The organism is Streptomyces sp. GDS52, assembly GCF_052246875.1.
Lineage (GTDB): Bacteria > Actinomycetota > Actinomycetes > Streptomycetales > Streptomycetaceae > Streptomyces > Streptomyces cathayae.
This window is the reverse complement of the sequence record NZ_CM125966.1, coordinates 5,581,063-5,598,072: the sequence shown is the minus strand read 5'-3', so window position 1 is coordinate 5,598,072 and position 17,010 is coordinate 5,581,063. Positions and strand designations below refer to the sequence as shown.

Annotated in this window: 11 protein-coding genes and 1 tRNA gene; 5 read left to right on the top strand and 7 right to left on the bottom strand. The window is 69.5% G+C overall.

Features of this window, described 5'->3' with window-relative positions; genetic code table 11:
• Window positions 1-18 precede the first annotated feature (18 nt).
• On the bottom strand, window positions 19-675 hold the full coding sequence (locus ACTWJ9_RS25510) for an ANTAR domain-containing response regulator (RefSeq protein WP_279336602.1): 657 nt from the start codon (window positions 673-675) through the stop codon (window positions 19-21).
• A gap of 104 nt (window positions 676-779) precedes the next feature.
• Between ACTWJ9_RS25510 and ACTWJ9_RS25505 the strand changes: the two genes are divergently transcribed.
• A tRNA-Leu gene (locus ACTWJ9_RS25505) sits at window positions 780-854 on the top strand.
• A 105-nt stretch (window positions 855-959) separates the two neighbouring features.
• The gene (locus ACTWJ9_RS25500; protein ID WP_279336601.1) at window positions 960-1,715 is read left to right on the top strand and encodes a helix-turn-helix domain-containing protein; all 756 of its coding nucleotides are present in this window, start codon (window positions 960-962) and stop codon (window positions 1,713-1,715) included.
• Window positions 1,716-1,733: 18 nt separating this feature from the next.
• On the opposite strand, the gene pyk is transcribed toward ACTWJ9_RS25500, so the two are convergent.
• The 3 genes from pyk to ACTWJ9_RS25485 form a co-directional block, all read right to left on the bottom strand.
• A complete protein-coding gene (gene pyk, locus ACTWJ9_RS25495; RefSeq protein ID WP_279336600.1) occupies window positions 1,734-3,170 on the bottom strand; it encodes a pyruvate kinase in 1,437 nt (478 codons plus the stop codon).
• Window positions 3,171-3,421: 251 nt separating this feature from the next.
• Window positions 3,422-5,935 (bottom strand): aminopeptidase N, encoded by a 2,514-nt coding sequence (pepN, locus tag ACTWJ9_RS25490; RefSeq protein ID WP_387039653.1) that lies wholly within the window; start codon window positions 5,933-5,935, stop codon window positions 3,422-3,424.
• A gap of 104 nt (window positions 5,936-6,039) precedes the next feature.
• On the bottom strand, window positions 6,040-6,402 hold the full coding sequence (locus ACTWJ9_RS25485; protein WP_387039651.1) for a chorismate mutase: 363 nt from the start codon (window positions 6,400-6,402) through the stop codon (window positions 6,040-6,042).
• Window positions 6,403-6,526: 124 nt separating this feature from the next.
• Between ACTWJ9_RS25485 and ACTWJ9_RS25480 the strand changes: the two genes are divergently transcribed.
• From ACTWJ9_RS25480 to ACTWJ9_RS25470, 3 genes are all read left to right on the top strand, one after another.
• On the top strand, window positions 6,527-7,426 hold the full coding sequence (locus tag ACTWJ9_RS25480; protein ID WP_387039649.1) for a hypothetical protein: 900 nt from the start codon (window positions 6,527-6,529) through the stop codon (window positions 7,424-7,426).
• Window positions 7,427-7,591: 165 nt separating this feature from the next.
• The gene (locus ACTWJ9_RS25475; protein ID WP_279336596.1) at window positions 7,592-8,521 is read left to right on the top strand and encodes a rhomboid family intramembrane serine protease; all 930 of its coding nucleotides are present in this window, start codon (window positions 7,592-7,594) and stop codon (window positions 8,519-8,521) included.
• A 53-nt stretch (window positions 8,522-8,574) separates the two neighbouring features.
• A complete protein-coding gene (locus tag ACTWJ9_RS25470; protein ID WP_279338097.1) occupies window positions 8,575-9,423 on the top strand; it encodes a chitosanase in 849 nt (282 codons plus the stop codon).
• A gap of 171 nt (window positions 9,424-9,594) precedes the next feature.
• Here ACTWJ9_RS25470 and ACTWJ9_RS25465 read toward each other — a convergent pair whose 3' ends face one another.
• From ACTWJ9_RS25465 to ACTWJ9_RS25455, 3 genes are all read right to left on the bottom strand, one after another.
• Window positions 9,595-11,058 (bottom strand): glutamate synthase subunit beta, encoded by a 1,464-nt coding sequence (locus ACTWJ9_RS25465; RefSeq protein ID WP_279336595.1) that lies wholly within the window; start codon window positions 11,056-11,058, stop codon window positions 9,595-9,597.
• The gene (gltB, locus tag ACTWJ9_RS25460) at window positions 11,051-15,604 is read right to left on the bottom strand and encodes a glutamate synthase large subunit (protein ID WP_387039646.1); all 4,554 of its coding nucleotides are present in this window, start codon (window positions 15,602-15,604) and stop codon (window positions 11,051-11,053) included. The genes ACTWJ9_RS25465 and gltB overlap by 8 nt, the downstream gene beginning before the upstream one ends.
• A 527-nt stretch (window positions 15,605-16,131) precedes the next feature.
• A complete protein-coding gene (locus tag ACTWJ9_RS25455) occupies window positions 16,132-16,863 on the bottom strand; it encodes a VIT1/CCC1 transporter family protein (protein ID WP_279336593.1) in 732 nt (243 codons plus the stop codon).
• Between the last annotated feature and the right edge of the window lie 147 nt (window positions 16,864-17,010).

Genomic DNA, 17,010 nt, shown 5'->3' with positions numbered 1-17,010 from the left:
CCTCACCCATACCCACCTCTAACCCTTCGCCGCCTTCTTCTCCGCCGCGTCGTCGATGACCGCCTGCGCCACCTGCTGCATCGACATCCGCCGATCCATCGACGTCTTCTGGATCCACCGGAACGCCGCCGGCTCCGACAGCCCGTACACCGTCTGCAACACCGACTTCGCCCGGTCCACCAGCTTCCGCGTCTCCAGCCGCAGACTCAGATCCGCGACCTCACGCTCCAGCTCCCGCAACTCCGTGAACCGCGACACCGCCATCTCGATCGCCGGCACCACATCACTCTTCGAGAACGGCTTCACCAGATACGCCATCGCCCCCGCGTCCCGCGCCCGCTCCACCAGATCACGCTGCGAGAACGCCGTCAGCATCAACACCGGCGCGATACTCTCCTCGGCGATCTTCTCCGCCGCCGAGATACCGTCCAGCTTCGGCATCTTCACATCGAGGATCACCAGATCCGGCCGGTGCTCCCGCGCCAGCTCCACCGCCCGCTCACCGTCACCGGCCTCACCGACGACGGTGTACCCCTCCTCCTCCAGCATCTCCTTGAGATCGAGCCGGATCAGCGCCTCGTCCTCGGCGATGACGACGCGCGTCGTCATCGGAGGCACGTGCGACTTGTCGTCGTCGGACGCGTCTACTGGCTGGGGCAACTCGGGGACGCTCACGTGGGGGCTCCTTGGTGCGGGGCAGACCGGTACTGCTGACAAGAGCGTACCCAGCTGCGGTAAGGTGGGGGCACGGCGGGTGACCGCCAACCTTCGTTTCATAGGCCCCGGTATTCCAACTGGTTAGAGAAGCGGTGCTCAAACCACCGACAGTGTGGGTTCGAATCCCACCCGGGGCACTTTTCCTTCGTTTCCAAGATTACGCTCCCGGGTCAGTGTCCACGTTCGCGTGAACGTCCGCCTTTTATTGCGTGTCACTGCGGTCATTGGCGCACGGTGTGCACATGTACGACCTCAGCACTCGCAAGCAAGCACTCGCCCTGGTGGCCCAGGGCCGCAGTCTCAACTCGGTGAGCCACGAGACAGGCATCTCGCGCGCCGCGATCAGGTCCTGGCAGCACCGCCTGGAGCCCCTGCCTCGAATGACGTCTCCCGCCCCAGGGCCACCTGCCGATGAGTACGCCTACACCTATCTTCTGGGCCTCTACCTCGGCGATGGCTGCATCAGCGCGCACCCGCGTTCCGGCTACTACCTGCGGATCGCCTGCGCGGACGCGTGGCCAGGGTTGATCGAACAGTGCCGTGAAGCCATTTGCCGAGTCCGCCCCGGCATCGGCATCTACGTCCAGCCGAAGCAGGGCTGTGTGGCAGTCACCAGCTACTCCCCCTACTGGCCACAACTCTTCCCCCAGCACGGCCCGGGCAAGAAGCACGAGCGCCTGATCGTCCTCGAGCCCTGGCAGCGGGCCGTCGTCGACGCTCACCCGTGGGAGTTCGTCCGCGGTCTCGTTCACTCCGACGGGTGCCGGATCACCAACTGGACCACCCGGGTGGTCGGCGGTGAGCGGAAGCGCTACGAGTACCCCCGGTACTTCTTCACCAACAAGTCGGACGACATCCGGAGGCTGTACACCGATGCCCTGGACCGGCTCGGTGTCGAGTGGACGCACTGCACCCGGGGCGGTGCCCCCTTCAACATCTCCGTCGCCAAGAAGGCCTCCGTCGCCCTCATGGACCGTCATGTGGGGCCCAAGTACTGAACCGGGGCCCCGGTGAGGCTACTTGAGGGTGTCGTCCTCGCCGATGTGGTGGACGCGGACGAGGTTGGTCGTGCCGGGGACTCCCGGAGGGGAGCCGGCCGTGATGACGACCGTGTCGCCCTTCTCGCAGCGGGCGTACCGCAGGAGGAGCTCGTCGACCTGGTCGACCATGGCGTCGGTGGTGTCGACGTGGGGGCCGAGGAAGGTTTCGACGCCCCAGGTGAGGCTGAGCCGGGAGCGGGTGGCGGGGTCGGTGGTGAAGGCGAGGAGGGGGATGGGTGAGCGGTAGCGGGAGAGGCGTCGGGCGGTGTCGCCGGACTGGGTGAAGGCGACGAGGAACCTGGCGTCGAGGAAGTCGCCGATTTCCGCTGCCGCGCGGGCCACGGCGCCGCCCTGGGTGCGGGGTTTGTTGCGTTCGGTGAGGGGTGGGAGGCCTTTGGCGAGGAGGTCCTCCTCTGCTGCTTCGATGATGCGGGCCATGGTGCGGACGGTGCGGATGGCGTGTTTGCCGACGCTGGTCTCGCCGGAGAGCATGACGGCGTCGGCGCCGTCGAGGACGGCGTTGGCGACGTCGGAGGCTTCGGCGCGGGTGGGGCGGGCGTTGTCGATCATCGAGTCGAGCATTTGGGTGGCGACGATGACCGGTTTGGCATTGCGTTTGGCGAGTTTGATGGCGCGTTTTTGAACGATGGGGACTTGTTCGAGTGGCATTTCGACGCCGAGGTCTCCGCGGGCGATCATCACGGCGTCGAAGGCGGCCACGATGTCGTCGATGTTCTCGACGGCCTGGGGTTTTTCGATTTTGGCGATGACGGGGAGCCGGCGGCCTTCTTCCTCCATGATGCGGTGGACGTCCTTGATGTCGCGTCCGCTGCGTACGAAGGAGAGGGCGATGACGTCGAATCCGGTGCGCAGGGCCCAGCGGAGGTCGTCTTCGTCTTTTTTGGAGAGGGCGGGGACGGAGACGGCGACGCCGGGGAGGTTGAGGCCTTTGTGGTCGGAGACCATGCCGCCTTCGATGACGGTGGTGCGGACGCGGGGGCCGTCGACGCCGGTGACTTCGAGGGTGACTCTGCCGTCGTCGATGAGGATGCGTTCGCCGGGGGTGACGTCGTCTGCGAGGCCGGCGTGGGTGGTGCCGCTGCTGTGGCGGTCGCCTTGGGCGCCGTCTTCGACGGTGATGGTGAAGGTGTCGCCGCGTTCGAGGAGTACGGGGCCTTCGGTGAAGTGGCCGAGTCTGATTTTCGGGCCTTGGAGGTCGGCGAGGAGGCCGACGCTGCGGCCGGTTTCGTCGGCGGCCTTTCGTACGCGGTGGTAGCGCTCCTCGTGCTCGGCGTGGGTGCCGTGGCTGAGGTTGAGTCGGGCGACGTCCATTCCGGCGTCGACCAGGTGTTTGATCTGGTCGTATGTGTCGGTGGCGGGCCCCAGCGTGCAGACGATTTTTGCTCGGCGCATGGTGTGAGCCTAGGGCTTACCGATGGGTAGCGATGAGGTCGTATGTGTCCGTTCGGCGGACTGCTCATGAATGCTTATGGGCAAGGGTTGAATTGTGCGACCGGATGCTCGTATGAGCATTCATGACTGCTACTCATAAGCCGGTCGTAGGTCAGTCATATGTTGGTCGTATGCCGGTCATGAGTTCGCATGGTCGGGGGTTCCGTGCGGTGCGGCGCCCCCGACGGCAAAGCGTCCGTGTCGTTCGCGGGTTATGCCTGGCGTACGCGCAGTGCTCGGGCCAGGTCGTCGAGCTGGTCGACGAGTTTGCGGCGGAGGGCGGGGGTCGGGTCGGCCTTGCGGAGGCATTTCTCGCCGAGGCGGAGGGTTTCGGGGTCGACGGCGTGGACGGGGAAGGCCCAGTGGCCGGCGGCTTCGGCGATGGCGGGGCCGCGGCGGGCGGCGAGGGCGACGGCGTCCTTGTAGTAGCGGGCGACGTAGGGGCGTACGAGGTCGGCCTGTTCGGGTTGCCAGAAGCCCTGGGCAGTGGCGGTGAAGAGGTAGTTGGACAGGTCGTCGGTGTGGAACATGGCGTCCCAGGCGCGGGCCTTGGTGTCTTCGTGGGGCAGTGCGGCGCGGCAGCGGGCGGCGCCTTCCTGGCCGGTGGCGCTGGGGTCGTGGGCGAGTTCGGCGGCGATGGCGGCTTCGTCGGTGGCGTCGAGGACGGCGAGGCGGGTGAGGATGCGCCAGCGGAGTTCGGGGTCGAGTTCGGGGCCGCCGGGGACGGTGCCGTCGGCAAGCCAGGCGGCGATGGTGTCGGGGTGGGCGGCGGTGTCGATGCGGTGGCGTACGGCGATGAGGCGCAGGTCGGGGTGGTCGCCGTCCTCGGTGCGGCGGATGAGGTCGCGGCACAGGTCGGTGAGGGTGGTGAGGGCGGCGGGTCGTTGTTCGGGGGTGGTGTAGCGGCCGGCGATGTGGGTGGTGGCGAAGGTGAGGGCGCCCTGGACGAGGGCGGGGTCGGTTTCGTGCGGGAGGTGGGTGCGGGCGATGTCGAGGTAGGTGGCGGCGGGGAGGTCGCCGTCGCGGACGGCGTCGCGCAGGGCGTTCCAGACGACGGCGCGGGTGAGGGGGTCGGGCAGTCCGGACAGGTGGGTGCGGATGGTCCGGAAGGAGTGGTCGTCGAAGCGGATCTTGGCGTAGGTGAGGTCGCCGTCGTTGAGGACGAGGAGGGCGGGGCGTGGGCCCGGGGCGCTGAGGGTGGTGTCGCCGTGGGAGGGGAGGTCGGCTTCCAGGCGGGTGCGGAGGGTGAGGCCGCGGGTGTCGTCGAGGTCGTGGTCGTAGAGGCCGAGGGTGATGCGGTGGGGGCGGCTGTCGTCGTCCGCGCGGCGGACGGTGAGGTGCCGGTGTCCGTTGTCGGTGTGGAGGTGGGGGGTGAGGGTGTCGACGCCGGTGGTGCGGAGCCAGGCGTCGGCCCAGGCGTGGACGTCGCGGTCGGTGGCGGAGGCGAGGGAGTCGATGAAGTCGGCGAGGGTGGCGTTGGCGAATTTGTGCCGGTCGATGTGGGTGTTGATGCCGGCGAGGAAGTCCTTCTCGCCGAGCCAGGCGACGAGTTGGCGTAGTGCGGAGGCGCCCTTGGCGTAGGAGATGCCGTCGAAGTTGAGGAGGGCGGAGGCGGTGTCCTGGACGTTTTCGGGGGCGACGGGGTGGGTGGAGGGGCGTTGGTCGGCGTCGTAGCCCCAGGGTTTGCGGGTGATGCCGAAGTCGGTCCAGGTGTCGGCGAAGCGGGTGGCTTCGGCGGTGGTCTGGTAGCCCATGTATTCGGCGAAGGACTCGTTGAGCCAGATGTCGTCCCACCAGGTGAGAGTGACGAGGTCGCCGAACCACATGTGGGCCATTTCGTGGGCGATGACCATGGCGCGGGTCTGGCGTTGGGTGTCGGTGACGGCGGAGCGGAAGACGAATTCGTCGCGGAAGGTGACGAGTCCGGGGTTTTCCATGGCGCCGGCGTTGAATTCGGGGACGAATGCCTGGTCGTAGGAGTCGAAGGGGTAGGGTTCCTGGAATTTTTCGTGGTAGCGGTCGAAGCAGGCGCGGGTGATGTCGAGGAGTTCGTCGGCGTCGGTGTCGAGGTGGGGGGCGAGGGAGCGGCGGCAGTGGAGGGCGAAGGGCAGGCCGCGGTGTTCGGTGCGGACGGTGTGCCAGGGGCCTGCGGCGACGGCGACGAGGTAGGTGGAGATGAGGGGGGTGGGGGCTGCTTTCCAGCGGCCTTGGCCGAGGTGTCGGGTGATGCCGTTGGCGAGGACGGTCCAGTGGTGGGGGGCGGTGACGGTCATCTCGAAGACGGCTTTGAGGTCGGGTTGGTCGAAGGCGGCGAAGACGCGTTGGACGTCGTCCATGAAGAGTTGGGTGTAGACGTAGGTCTCGCCGTCGGCGGGGTCGGTGAAGCGGTGCATGCCTTCGCCGGTGCGGGAGTAGTGCATGGTGGCGTCGACGTGGAGTTCGTGTTCGCCGGGGGTGAGGCCCTTGAGCGGCAGTCGGTTGCCGTGGAGGGTGTCGGGGTCGAGGGGGTGTCCGTCGAGGGTGACGGAGCGCAGCTCGGCGGGCTTGACTTCGACGAAGGTGTCCGTGTCGTCCTGGTCGGTGAGGACGGTGAAGCGGATCTGGGTGCGGGAGTCGAAGGTGTCGTCACCGGTGGTGAGATCGAGTTCGATCGTGTAGCGGTGGACGTCGAGGAGCTGTGCTCGGTTGTGCGCTTCGTCGCGCGTCAGTACGGACATGCAGGCCATGCTGCCCGATGTCGGTGGTGTGGCACAGAGGCGGATCGGTACGCGGCGTATGCCCGGTGTTGTCGGGGCTCCCCGATGCGCGCCTCTGCGGGTTTTCGGGGGTGTCAGTCGGTGGGGGGTGTGGAGTCGCCGGGGGTGTTTTTGGTGGTGGTGTCGGCGATGTGTTCGTGGTGGCGGATGACCTCGGCGATGATGAAGTTGAGGAATTTCTCGGCGAAGGCCGGGTCGAGTTTGGCGTTCTCGGCGAGGGTGCGCAGTCGGGTGATCTGCCGGCTTTCGCGGGTGGGGTCGGCGGGTGGCAGGTGGTGGCGGGCTTTGAGGCGGCCGACCTGCTGGGTGCATTTGAAGCGTTCGGCGAGCATGTGGACGACGGCGGCGTCGATGTTGTCGATGCTGTCGCGCAACCGGGTGAGTTCCTCGCGGACTGCGGGGTCGATGTCTCCGGTACCGGTGTTGCTGGTGGTCATGGGGTGGCAGCCTACGGGGCGGTGGTGGGCGGGGGGTGTGGTGTTCGGGGTGTGGACGGTCGGGGGCGGTTGTCGGGGCGGGGCCGTAGGGTGGAACCGGTTTCTGGCGTCTTGGGGGTGAGGCGTGGCGAACGACGGGCCGGTGGAGCATGGCTTTCCGCATCTGGAGACGGTGCGGTCGGCCGTCACGGCGGTGTACCGGCGTCTGTCGTACGACACGGTGCGGTCGTTCTCGACCAGTGTGGCTCCGGTGGATGTGGCGTTCGGCGATCTGGATGATCTTCATCTGGGGGCGCAGCGGGTGGCGCGGGAGCTGGTGCGGCACTATCGGTTGCCGGATGCGCGGTTGATCGTCGGTTTTCGTGAGATGCGGCATGCGGCGAATGTGGAGCTTGCGGCCGGTCCGGAGTATTTCGTGGAGCTGAATGACCGGTTCCGGACGCATCGGCGGGATATCGGGGCGGCGCTGGCGCATGAGGTGATGCATGTGTATCTGCATCGTCTGGGGTTGTCGTTCCCCGGTACGCGGGACAACGAGATCCTGACGGACACGGCGGCGACGTATCTGGGGGCGGGGTGGCTGCTGCTGGACGCGTTCCGGGAGGACGGGGTGTCGTCGCAGAAGCTGGGGTATCTCACGCCGGAGGAGTTCGGGTATGTGCTGGCGAAGCGGTCGCTGGTGTTCGGTGAGGATCCGTCGGTGTGGTTCACCAGTGCGCAGGCTTATGCGGCGTATGTGAGGGGGATGGAGCTGGCGCGGCGGGACGGACAGCAGCCGCCGTTGACGGCGGCCGGCTGGGTGGGGCGTCGGCGGTACGCGCGGGACCGGCGGCAGGCTCTTGCGGCGGTCCCGTCGGTTCCGGGGGGTGTGCCGTACAGCTTCACGTCCGGTGGTGACGGTGAGGGGGCGTTGCGGGTGTCGTTTCCGTGTCCTACCTGTCATCAGCGGATCAGGGTCGCGGTGCGGGGGCGGGTGCGGGTGCGGTGCGGGTTGTGCCGGACGGTGCTGGAGTGCGACACGTAGGGGTGGGTGTCCGGGGTGGGTGTCTACGGCTCCCCGGGGTGGGTCGTGGTACGCGGCCCGGGTGCTTCGACCCCGCTTCCGCCCGACTGCACCGGTGTTCGATACTTTCTGTGCGCCGCGGTCCTCGCCGGCTCGTCCGTCCCGTCCCCCGCAAGGAGCCGGCTCGTGGATTCCGAGTCCACCGTCACCACCTGTTACCGCCATCCCAAGGTGGAGTGCCACGTCAGCTGTGTGCGCTGTGAGCGGTACATCTGTCCGGACTGCATGCGGGAGGCGGCCGTGGGCCACCAGTGTCCCGAGTGCGTGAAGGAGGGTGTGCGGTCGATGCGGCAGGCCCGCACCGTGGCGGGTGGCCGCGTCTCGGCGGTGCCGGTGGTGACGTACGCGCTGATCGTCGTCAATGTGCTGGCCTATCTGGCGGAGGTGGCGCTGCCGGGGGTCGTGGACCGGTTCGCGATGCTGGGTGCGGGGCTGGTCGGGCCGGACGGCGAACACTACGTGTGGGTCGAGGGCGGGCACTTCGGGGTCTTCCGTCCGGAGGGTGTGGTGGGCGGGGAGTGGTACCGGCTGCTGACCGGCGCGTTCCTGCATCTGCCGCCGACCGGGGGGACGTTCGGCATCCTGCACATCGTGATGAACATGGTGGTGCTGTGGAACCTGGGCCGGGCCGTCGAGCCGATGCTGGGCCGTGTCCACCATCTCGCCCTGTATCTGCTGTCGGCGCTGGGCGGTTCGGTGCTGGTGCTGCTGCTCGCGCCGCTGGACATGGTGGTCGGGGCGTCCGGGGCGATCTTCGGGCTGGGGGCCGCGTACTACGTGGTGGCGCGTCGGATCGGTGCCGACATGAGCGCGGTCAACCGGTTCATGGCGGGGCTGCTGCTGTGGCTGGTGGTCTCCGCGGTGTTCACGTCGTGGGAGGGGCACCTGGGCGGGCTGCTGGCGGGCGGTGCGGTGGCGGCGGTCTTCGTCCATGCGCCCAGGGGCAGGCATCGTGCGTGGGTGCAGGTGGGTGCGTGTCTGGTGGTGTTGGCGCTGTTCGTCGTCCTGGCGGCGGTCAAGGTGGCGGATCTGACGGGTGGAGGTGTGTTCCGGTGAGGCGTCCTGCGCTGCTGATCGCGGCCGTGCCGGTGGTGGCGACGGCCGTGTACATGGTGATGCCCGGCGGCTCGGACGGTGCGGCCGCCGGCCGCGGTCCGGCCGTGTCCGCCTCGCCGAACGCGCGTGAGCAGGCCGCGGAGCGTGCCGGTTCGGAGTCGGCCGAGGACGACGCGCTGGTGGCGAGCCGGCCGCCGGGCCTGGCCGACCCGGCGAAGAAGGAGCTCGCCCAGCAGCTCGTGGCGAGCGCCGAGAACTCGACGCTGCGCTGGCGTGAGACCTTCGGCGCCGTCGAGGACGCCGGGGACGGTGTCGGCTACACGGCCGGGATCATCGGCTTCACCACCGGCACCCACGACCTGCTCGCCCTCGTGGAGGGCTACACGAAGGACCACCCGGACAACGGGCTGGCGGAGTTCCTGCCCGCGCTGCGTGAGGTGGACGGCACGGACTCGCACGAGGGTCTGGACCCGGGTTTCACACAGGCATGGCGGGCGGAGTCGGAGAAGCCCGCTTTCCGCGCGGCCCAGGAGGCCGAGCGCGACCGGGTCTACTTCGATCCGGCGGTGCGCATGGCCAAGCTGGACGGTCTCGGCACGCTCGGCCAGTTCGTGTACTACGACGCGATGGTCCGGCGTGGTCCCGACACCGGCCCCGAGGGCTTCTACGGCCTGCGGGAGCAGGCCGTGCGCAAGGCGAGGACGCCGGGGCAGGGCGGTGGTGAGGAGGCGTTCCTGGAGGCGTTCCTCGATGTGCGCCGCGCGGCCATGCTCGCGCGCAAGCCGGGCGCCGACACGTCCCGGGTGGACACCGTGCAGCGCCGGTTCCTGCGGGAGGGGAACCTGGAGCTGGCGACGCCGCTGACGTGGCAGGTCAACGGGAGCACCTTCCGTATTCCCTGAGCGGGATTCCCCGAGCGGGATGCGGCGGCGCCTGCCCGGTTTCGTCCGGTCGGGGACGGCGGGCAGACGCCACCTGGTGTTCCGTACGCCGTTGTACGGGACCTCTGTGGGGGACCCGTCAGGTCCCTTGTGCGGTGCGGTCCGCCACCGGGTGGTGGGCGGGGCACACCGTCACACCGCCAGTGAGCGGTCGGTGGGGCGGATCGGTGCGGGCAGGTCGCTCGCGCCGGTGAGGTGGCGGTCGCAACCGCGCGCGGCGGAGCGGCCCTCGGCGATCGCCCACACGATCAGCGACTGGCCGCGGCCGGCGTCGCCGGCGACGAAGACACCCGGCACGCTGGTCCGGAAGTCGGCGTCGCGGGCGATGTTACCGCGTTCGTCGAGGTCCAGGCCGAACTGGTCGACGAGGCCGTTGTCCCGGTCGGTGCCGGTGAAGCCCATGGCGAGGGTGACCAGCTGGGCGGGGATCGCCCGCTCGGTGCCGGGCTTGTGGGTGAGCTTGCCGTCGACGAACTCGACCTCGGTCAGGTGCAGCCACTGCACGTTGCCGTCGGCGTCGCCCTCGAAGTGGGTGGTGGCGACGGAGTAGGTCCGCTCGCCGCCCTCCTCGTGGGCGGAGGTGACCTTGTAGAGCAGGGGGAAGGTCGGCCACGGCTGGGAGAGCGGGTTCCGTTCCTCGCCCGGGCGGGGCATGATCTCCAGCTGGGTGACGGAGGCGGCGCCCTGGCGGTGGGCGGTGCCCACGCAGTCGGCGCCGGTGTCGCCGCCGCCGATGACGACGACGTGCTTGCCCTCGGCGGAGATCGGCGGGGTGACGTAGTCGCCTTCCTGCACCTTGTTGGCCAGCGGCAGGTATTCCATGGCCTGGTGGATGCCGCCCAGTTCGCGGCCCGGTACGGGCAGGTCGCGCGGGGTGGTCGCGCCGACGGCGAGGACGACGGCGTCGTACCGCTTGCGCAGTGCGGTGGCCGGCAGGTCGCGGCCGATCTCGATGCCGGTGCGGAACTTGGTGCCTTCCGCGCGCATCTGCTCGATACGGCGGTTGATGTGCCGCTTCTCCATCTTGAACTCGGGGATGCCGTAGCGCAGGAGGCCGCCGATGCGGTCGGCCCGTTCGTAGACGGCGACGGTGTGGCCGGCCCGGGTCAGCTGCTGGGCGGCGGCCAGGCCGGCGGGGCCGGAGCCGACGACCGCTACGGTGTGGCCGGAGTGGCGTTCGGGGATGCGCGGGGCGACGTCGCCGGCCTCCCACGCCTTGTCGATGATCGAGACCTCGACGTTCTTGATGGTGACGGGCGGCTGGTTGATGCCCAGGACGCACGCCGATTCGCACGGGGCGGGGCACAGGCGGCCGGTGAACTCCGGGAAGTTGTTGGTGGCGTGCAGGCGCTCGGAGGCCGCCTGCCAGTCTCCGCGGTAGGCGTAGTCGTTCCACTCGGGGATGAGGTTGCCCAGCGGGCAGCCGTTGTGGCAGAACGGGATGCCGCAGTCCATGCAGCGGCCGGCCTGCTTGCTGATGATCGGCAGCAGGGAGCCGGGGACGTGGACCTCGTTCCAGTCCTTGACGCGTTCGGTGACCGGGCGGGAGGTGGCGACCTCGCGTCCGTGGTTCAGGAAGCCCTTCGGGTCAGCCATGGGTCGCCGCCTCCATCATCTTCCGGTGGGTGTCGGACTCGGAGAGTCCGGCTCGCTCGGCGGCGTCCTTGGCGGCGAGCACTGCCTGGTACGTACGGGGGGTGATCTTGCTGAAGCGCCCGGCCGCGGTGTCCCACTCGGCGAGCAGCCGGGCGGCGACGGTGGAGCCCGTCTCCTCCTGGTGGCGGCGCACCACGTCGTGCAGCCAGGCGCGGTCGGTGTCGTCGGGTTCGTGGACGGCGTCCAGGTTGCCGGCGTTGACGTCGTCCCGGTCGAGGTCGATGACGTAGGCGACGCCGCCGGACATGCCGGCCGCGAAGTTGCGGCCGGTCTCGCCGAGGACGACCGCGTGACCGCCGGTCATGTACTCGCAGCCGTGGTCGCCCACGCCCTCGGAGACGACCAGCGCGCCGGAGTTGCGCACGCAGAACCGTTCGCCGACCTTGCCGCGCAGGAACATCTCGCCGCCGGTGGCGCCGTAGGCGAGGGTGTTGCCGGCGATGACGCTGTACTCGGCGAGGTGGTCGGCGCCGCGGTCGGGGCGGATGACGAGGCGGCCGCCGGAGAGGCCCTTGCCGACGTAGTCGTTGGCGTCGCCCTCCAGGCGCAGGGTGATGCCGCGGGGGACGAAGGCGCCGAAGGACTGGCCGGCGGAGCCGGTGAAGGTGATGTCGATGGTGTCGTCGGGCAGGCCGGCGCCGCCGAACTTCTTCGTCACCTCGTGGCCGAGCATGGTGCCGACGGTGCGGTTGATGTTGCGGATGGCGACCTGGGCGCGGACCGGCTGGGCGTCGGGGGCGCCGTCGGCGGCGAGCGCGTCGGCGGCGAGCTTGATCAGCTCGTTGTCGAGGGCCTTCGCCAGTCCGTGGTCCTGGGGGACGGCCTGGTGGCGGACGGCGCCGTCGGGCAGGTCCGGGACGTGGAGCAGCGGGGTCAGTTCCAGGCCCTGCGCCTTCCAGTGGTCGACGGCGCGGGTCACGTCGAGGACCTCGGCGTGGCCGACGGCTTCCTCGAGGGAGCGGAAGCCGAGTTCGGCGAGGAGTTCGCGGACCTCTTCGGCGATGAACCGGAAGAAGTTCACGACGTGCTCGGCCTGGCCGGTGAAGCGGTCGCGCAGGACCGGGTTCTGGGTGGCGATGCCGACGGGGCAGGTGTCCAGGTGGCAGACGCGCATCATGACGCAGCCGGAGACGACCAGGGGTGCGGTGGCGAAGCCGAACTCCTCGGCGCCGAGGAGGGCGGCGACGACGACGTCGCGGCCGGTCTTGAGCTGGCCGTCGGTCTGGACGACGATCCGGTCGCGCAGGCCGTTGAGCAGGAGTGTCTGCTGGGTTTCGGCGAGGCCGAGTTCCCAGGGGCCGCCGGCGTGCTTGAGGGAGGTCAGCGGGGAGGCGCCGGTGCCGCCGTCGTGACCGGAGATGAGCACGACGTCGGCGTGGGCCTTGGAGACGCCCGCGGCGACGGTGCCGACGCCGACCTCGGAGACCAGTTTGACGTGGATGCGCGCCCGGGGGTTGGCGTTCTTCAGGTCGTGGATGAGCTGGGCGAGGTCCTCGATGGAGTAGATGTCGTGGTGCGGCGGCGGGGAGATGAGGCCCACGCCGGGTGTCGAGTGCCGGGTCTTCGCGATCCACGGGTAGACCTTGTGGCCGGGCAGCTGGCCGCCTTCGCCGGGCTTGGCGCCCTGGGCCATCTTGATCTGGATGTCGTCGGCGTTGACCAGGTATTCGGAGGTCACGCCGAAGCGGCCGGAGGCGACCTGCTTGATGGCGGAGCGGCGGGCCGGGTCGTACAGGCGCTCGGGGTCCTCGCCGCCCTCTCCGGTGTTGGACTTGCCGCCGAGCTGGTTCATGGCGATGGCGAGGGTCTCGTGCGCCTCCTGGGAGATGGAGCCGTACGACATGGCGCCGGTGGAGAACCTCTTGACGATCTCGGAGGCCGGCTCGACCTCGTCGAGGGGGATCGGCTTTCGGCCGGAGGTGAGGCCGAACAGGCCGCGCAGTGTCATCAGGCGTTCGGACTGCTCGTTGACGCGGTGGGTGTACTGCTTGAAGACGTCGTAGCGGCCGGAGCGGGTGGAGTGCTGGAGGCGGAAGACGGTCTCCGGGTCGAACAGGTGCGGTTCGCCCTCGCGTCGCCACTGGTACTCGCCGCCGATGTCGAGGGCGCGGTGGGCGGGGGCGATGCCGGAGGCGGGGTACGCCTTGGCGTGGCGGGCGGCGACCTCCTGGGCGACGACGTCGATGCCGATACCGCCGATCTTGGTGGCGGTGCCGTGGAAGTACTTCTCGACGAACTGCTCGTCGAGGCCGACGGCTTCGAAGACCTGGGCGCCGCGGTAGGAGGCGACGGTGGAGATGCCCATCTTGGACATGACCTTCAGGACGCCCTTGCCGAGGGCGTGGATGAGGTTGCGGATGGCCTTCTCGGGCTCGCCGTCGACGGCTTGCAGGAAGGTGCCGGCGCGGACGAGGTCCTCGACGGACTCCATCGCCAGGTAGGGGTTGACGGCGGCGGCGCCGAAGCCGATGAGGAGGGCCACGTGGTGGACCTCGCGGACGTCGCCGGCCTCGACGAGGAGGCCCACCCGGGTGCGCTGTCTGGTGCGGATGAGGTGGTGGTGGACGGCCGCGGTGAGCAGCAGCGACGGGATGGGCGCGTGCTCGGCGTCGGAGTGCCGGTCGGACAGGACGATCAGGCGGGCGCCGTTGCCGATGGCGGCGTCGGCCTCGGCGCAGATCTCCTCGATGCGGGCGGCGAGGGTGTCGCCGCCGCCGGAGACCCGGTAGAGGCCGGAGAGGGTGGCGGCCTTGAAGCCGGGCAGGTCGCCGTCGGCGTTGACGTGGATGAGCTTGGCCAGCTCGTCGTTGTCGATGACCGGGAAGGGCAGGACCACGGAGCGGCAGGACGCGGCCGTCGGCTCGAGCAGGTTGCCCTGGGGGCCCAGGGAGCTGCGCAGGGAGGTGACCAGTTCTTCGCGGATCGCGTCCAGCGGCGGGTTGGTGACCTGCGCGAACAGCTGGGTGAAGTAGTCGAAGAGCAGCCGGGGGCGCTCGGAGAGCGCGGCGATCGGGGAGTCGGTGCCCATGGAGCCGATCGGTTCGGCGCCGGTCCTGGCCATCGGGGCGAGCAGGACGCGCAGTTCCTCCTCGGTGTAGCCGAAGGTCTGCTGGCGTCGGGTGACCGAGGCGTGGGTGTGCACGATGTGCTCGCGCTCGGGCAGGTCGGACAGTTCGATCTCGCCGGCTTCCAGCCACTGGGCGTAGGGGTGCTCTGCGGCGAGGGCGGCCTTGATCTCGTCGTCCTCGATGACGCGGTGCTCGGCGGTGTCCACCAGGAACATGCGGCCGGGCTGCAGGCGGCCCTTGCGGACGACCTTCGCCGGGTCGATGTCGAGGACGCCGACCTCGGAGCCGAGGACGACCAGGCCGTCGTCGGTGACCCAGTAGCGGCCGGGGCGCAGGCCGTTGCGGTCGAGTACGGCGCCGACCTGGGTGCCGTCGGTGAAGGTGACGCAGGCGGGGCCGTCCCAGGGCTCCATCATCGTGGAGTGGTACTGGTAGAAGGCGCGTCGGGCCGCGTCCTTGGAGTTCATCGACGCGTGGTTCTCCCACGCCTCCGGGATCATCATCAGCACGGAGTGCGGCAGCGAGCGCCCGCCGAGGTGCAGCAGTTCGAGGACCTCGTCGAAGGAGGCGGAGTCGGAGGCGTCGGGGGTGCACACCGGGAAGATGCGCTCGAGGTCCTTCTCGGGACCGAACAGACCGGAGACCAGCTGGGACTCGCGGGCGCGCATCCAGTTGCGGTTGCCCTTGACGGTGTTGATCTCGCCGTTGTGGGCGACGAAGCGGTAGGGGTGCGCGAGCGGCCACGACGGGAAGGTGTTCGTGGAGAACCGGGAGTGCACGAGCGCGATCGCGGAGCCGAAGCGGCGGTCCGACAGGTCCGGGAAGAAGGGCTCCAGCTGGCCGGTGGTGAGCATGCCCTTGTAGACGATGGTCCGCGCGGACAGCGACGGGAAGTAGACGTCGGCCTCGCGCTCGGCGCGCTTGCGCAGTACGAAGGCGGTGCGGTCGAGGTCGATGCCGGTCGACGTGTGGTCCGTGACGAAGATCTGGCGGAAGGCGGGCATCGTGGAGCGGGCGGTGGCGCCGAGCAGCTCGGGTGCGACGGGCACGTCGCGCCAGCCGAGGACGGTCAGGCCCTCGTCGCGGGCGATCTCCTCGATGCGGGCGGCGGCCTCGTCGGCCGTCTCGAGGGGGAGGAAGGCGGTGCCGACGGCGTAGGCGCCGGCCTCGGGCAGTTCGAATCCGGCCACCTCGCGGAAGAAGGCGTCCGGGACCTGGGAGAGGATGCCCGCGCCGTCGCCGGAGTCGGGCTCGGAGCCGGTGGCGCCGCGGTGCTCCAGGTTGCGCAGGACGGTGAGTGCCTGTTCCACCAGGGTGTGGGAGGCCTCGCCGGTGAGGGCGGCGACGAAGCCCACGCCGCAGGCGTCGTGTTCGTCGCGGGGGTCGTACAGGCCCTGGGGGGCGGGGCGTGCGTCCATGGAGGACCGGTTCTGGCCTTGCGCGGAATGCTGGCACGGCTGACGCGGCATACGCATCGGCTCTCCTCGTCGTCGTCATGTGGCATGTGGTGAGTGCCGAGGGACGACGTTGGCCCTCTGCGTGGCTGCGAAATTTCGTGCAGATTACACGATGGATGAGGTCCCGGAAAGCGGGATATTTCGCTCCATTGTGCGGATGCTTTGCAGGTCACGGCGGGGTTCCGTACCTGACGGCGGAGGCTGTGGGGACCGGGGCGGGCAGATCGGTGTCCGCCGGTCCGAAGGCGGGAAGAGGGCGGTTCCGCCCCTCCTCGCACGTGTGTCACGGGCTTCGTTACCCGTAGCGCTTTCCGCTCATGCCCCGTCGTCACACGGTCGAAACCAACGAGTAACGGCTACTTGTGCGGTCCGTCGCGCGAAAGCGGGGCCGGATCGCCGGACGGCCCGGTCGGACCACGCGAGCCGCGTGGTCCGACCGGGCCGTCCGAACCGAACCGGATCGTCCGTCCGGGCCGGGTGGAGCCGGGTCAGCCGATGGCGGTGCCGAACAGCGCGCCCAGGGCGTAGGTCACGCCGGCCGCCGCGCCGCCGAGGGCGAGCTGCCGCAGCCCGCTGAACCACCAGGTCCGCGCGGTCACCTTGGCCACCAGCGCGCCGCACAGGAAGAGTCCCAGCAGGGCCACCAGCACGGCCGGCCACAGGCTGCCCGCGCCGAGCAGATAGGGCAGTACGGGCAGCAGCGCGCCCAGTGCGAAGGCGCCGAAGCTGGAGACGGCGGCCACGGTGGGCGAGGGCAGGCCGCCGGGGTCGATCCCCAGTTCCTCGCGGGCGTGGATCTCCAGCGCCTGCTCGGGGTCCTTCGACAGCTGCCGGGCCACCTCACGGGCGAGTTCCGGCTCGACACCGCGGGACTCGTAGAGGCCGGCGAGTTCGGCCTCCTCGTCCTGGGGGTGCTTGCGCAGTTCGCGCCGCTCGACCTCCAGTTCGGCCTCGACGAGGTCGCGCTGGGAGGCGACGGAGGTGTACTCGCCGGCGGCCATGGAGAAGGCGCCGGCCGCCAGGCCCGCGAGGCCGGTGATGACGATGGTCTGCTGACCGACCGAGCCGCCGGCGACGCCGGTGATCAACGCGAGGTTGGAGACCAGCCCGTCCATCGCGCCGAACACGGCGGGGCGCAGCCAGCCGCCGTTCACGTCACGGTGGGTGTGGTTGTCGCGGTGCGCCTCGTGCAGCGTCGCCTCGGTATCGATGATCGCCATGCGGTCCCCCAGGGAGTTCACACGCGTCTGTGAACAGACGCAGTTTTAGACACGTTCTACTTTTTTACAATGCCCAAGATACCCTCCTTGATTCCCCTCCACCAGCAAGGAAAGGCTGGGCTAACCTGCGGTTTCGCGGATTCCGCA

Excerpts from the sequence above, each read along its gene's own strand:
- ACTWJ9_RS25465 (WP_279336595.1), bottom strand. The coding sequence starts at position 11,058 with ATGGCTGACCCGAAGGGCTTCCTGAACCACGGACGCGAGGTCGCCACC.
- ACTWJ9_RS25455 (WP_279336593.1), bottom strand. The coding sequence starts at position 16,863 with ATGGCGATCATCGATACCGAGGCGACGCTGCACGAGGCGCACCGCGAC.
- gltB (WP_387039646.1), bottom strand. The coding sequence starts at position 15,604 with ATGGACGCACGCCCCGCCCCCCAGGGCCTGTACGACCCCCGCGACGAA.
- ACTWJ9_RS25485 (WP_387039651.1), bottom strand. The coding sequence starts at position 6,402 with ATGACCACCAGCAACACCGGTACCGGAGACATCGACCCCGCAGTCCGC.
- pyk (WP_279336600.1), bottom strand. The coding sequence starts at position 3,170 with ATGCGCCGAGCAAAAATCGTCTGCACGCTGGGGCCCGCCACCGACACA.
- pepN (WP_387039653.1), bottom strand. The coding sequence starts at position 5,935 with ATGGCCTGCATGTCCGTACTGACGCGCGACGAAGCGCACAACCGAGCA.
- ACTWJ9_RS25470 (WP_279338097.1), top strand. The coding sequence starts at position 8,575 with ATGGTGATGCCCGGCGGCTCGGACGGTGCGGCCGCCGGCCGCGGTCCG.
- ACTWJ9_RS25500 (WP_279336601.1), top strand. The coding sequence starts at position 960 with ATGTACGACCTCAGCACTCGCAAGCAAGCACTCGCCCTGGTGGCCCAG.